This is a genomic window from Mesorhizobium sp. (genome assembly GCF_005063415.1).
GTDB lineage: Bacteria > Pseudomonadota > Alphaproteobacteria > Rhizobiales > Rhizobiaceae > Mesorhizobium.
Genome location: NZ_SUEG01000298.1, coordinates 1 through 2272, shown reverse-complemented (window position 1 = coordinate 2272; position 2272 = coordinate 1). Strand labels below are relative to the sequence as shown.

Below are 2272 nucleotides of genomic sequence, written 5' to 3'. Positions count from 1 at the left end.
CCGGCACGATCACCGCATTCTTGACCTGCTGTGCCTTGACCAGGCCGAGCACCTCGGTGCGATAGTCCTGCGCACGGTCCGACCAGCGCAGGCCGCCGCGCGCGACCGGGCCGAAGCGCAGATGCACACCCTCGACCTCGGAGCCGTAGACGAAGATCTCCCGCCATGGCCGCGGCGCCGGCAGCCCGTCGACCGATTGCGAATCGAGCTTGATCGCCAGCGATTGGCGCTTCTCTTTCGTATCGGCAACGAAATGATTGGTGCGCAGCGAGGCTTCGATCAGGTTCAGATAACGGCGGATGATGGTGTCGTCGTCAATGTTGGGAACGTCTTCCAGCGCATCCGTGATCTTGGCCCTCAGATGTTTGGCCTGGACGACGCCTTCCGTTTCAGCCGTCGGGCCGAGGCGGGCGACGAACAGCGCATGCAGGCCGCGGGCGATCTCGGGATAACGGTTGAGTGCGGCGGCGATGAAATCCTGGCTCTGCGGGATACCGGCCTGCTGCAGATAGCGGCCATAGGCGCGCAGGACGGTGATCTCGCCCGACCACAGGCCGGCGGTCTGGGCAAGGCCGTTATAGCCGTCATTGTCGACATCGCCGCGCCAGACGGAAAGGAACGCATCCTCGAACAGCGCGCCGCCATTGCCGAGGTCGATCGGCCTGCCGTAGCTGTTCTCGAGTTCCATGTCGTGGATGAAGACCATGCCGGGCTGATCACCATTGATCATGCCGGATTGATTGTCGCCGACCTCGAAAGTGCGCTCGCTGATGACGCGGAAACCGATGTTTTCCAGCACGGGCACGCGCCGCGACAGCGCCACCGGGCTGCCATGGTGATAGATCTTCAGCGCCGCCTGATGCGGCTTCTGTTCGGCGTGACGGTAATAGTCGATGGCGATCGGATTTGACGCATCGAGCCTGGCGATGCGCCCGGCGTCGGCCAGCGCCACGCCCGGCGGAAAACTGTCGCGATAACTTTCCGAAAAACGCGAGGCGATGGCCGTGAGTCTCGCATCGGCGCCGGTCTCGGTCGCGGTCTCGCGCAGTGCATCGTCCCAGGTCCGTACGATGTCGCGGATCGCCGCCTCGATCGTCGCCTGCTCGACCTTCGGCGTCTTGCCGCCGGAGCGGCCGATGATGAAATGGACGCGCGCCAGCCCGCCTTCCGGGAAGGCCGGATAATAGGCCGACAGCCGGCCTTCGAAGACGGTCTTCAGATAGGTGCCGATCTTCTCGCGCACGACGCTGTCGTAGCGGTCGCGCGGCACGAAGACGAGCACGGAGACGAAGCGGTCGAACTGGTCGACACGCACCAATGCCCTGACGCGCGGCCGCTCGATCAAGCCCAGGATGGCTTCGGCATGCTTGCGCAGGATCGGCACCGGAACCTGGAACAGCTCGTCGCGCGGATAGCTCTCCAGCACGTTGATCAAAGCTTTGCCGGAATGGTCGCTTGGATTGAAGCCGGATTTGGCAATGACGGTTTCCGCCTTCGAGCGCAGATAAGGGATTTTCATCACCGAGCGCGTATAGGCAGTCGAGGTGAACAGGCCGACGATGCGGAGCTCGCCTGAAAGCACGCCTTTGCCGGTGTAGGTCTTGATGCCGATGTAGTCGAGGTAGATGCGGCGGTGCACCGATGACTTGGCGTTGGCCTTGGTGACGATCAGGGGTTCCGGCCCGTGCAGGAAGGCGCGGATTTCCGGCGTAGTGCTCACCGCTTCGGTGCCGCGCCTGAGCACCAGCACGTCGGGATCGGAAAGGATGCCGAGGCCGGGCTTTTCGGCGCGCTCGAGCATGCCGCTCGTCTCGCCGCCGGTGTAGTTGAATTCGCGCATGCCGAGAAAGGTGAAATTGTCGTCGCGCAGCCATTCGAGGAAGGCGATCGCCTCGGTGACATGGGCCTTGTCGAGCGGCACCGGCGAGTAGCGGAATTCCGAGATCGCCTGGTCGAGGCGGGCGAGCATCGGCTTCCAGTCGGTGACGGCGGCGCGCACCTGGCCGAGCAGCTTCGTCAGGCGTGCGGCCAAGCCTTCGGCCTGCTCGGCCGAAAGGCGGCCGATATGGACATGGATGACGCTCAGCCGGTCATGGCTGTGGTCGCCCTTGGCATAACCGCCATCGCCGAGGATTTCCTCGACGCCGTTCTTGCCGTGCCTGACGACTATGACCGGGTGGGTAACCAGCAGCGGCTCGCCGGCGCTTTCTGTAATCTCGCCGAGGACGGAATCGAAAAGGAACGGCATGTTGTCGTTGACGACGGTGATCAC

1 protein-coding gene is annotated in these 2272 nt (G+C 63.8%); it reads right to left on the bottom strand.

Features of this window, described 5'->3' with window-relative positions; translation table 11 throughout:
• A partial coding sequence (locus E5W70_RS31970) for an NAD-glutamate dehydrogenase domain-containing protein (RefSeq protein WP_292665300.1) occupies positions 1-2272 on the bottom strand: 2272 nt, incomplete at both ends.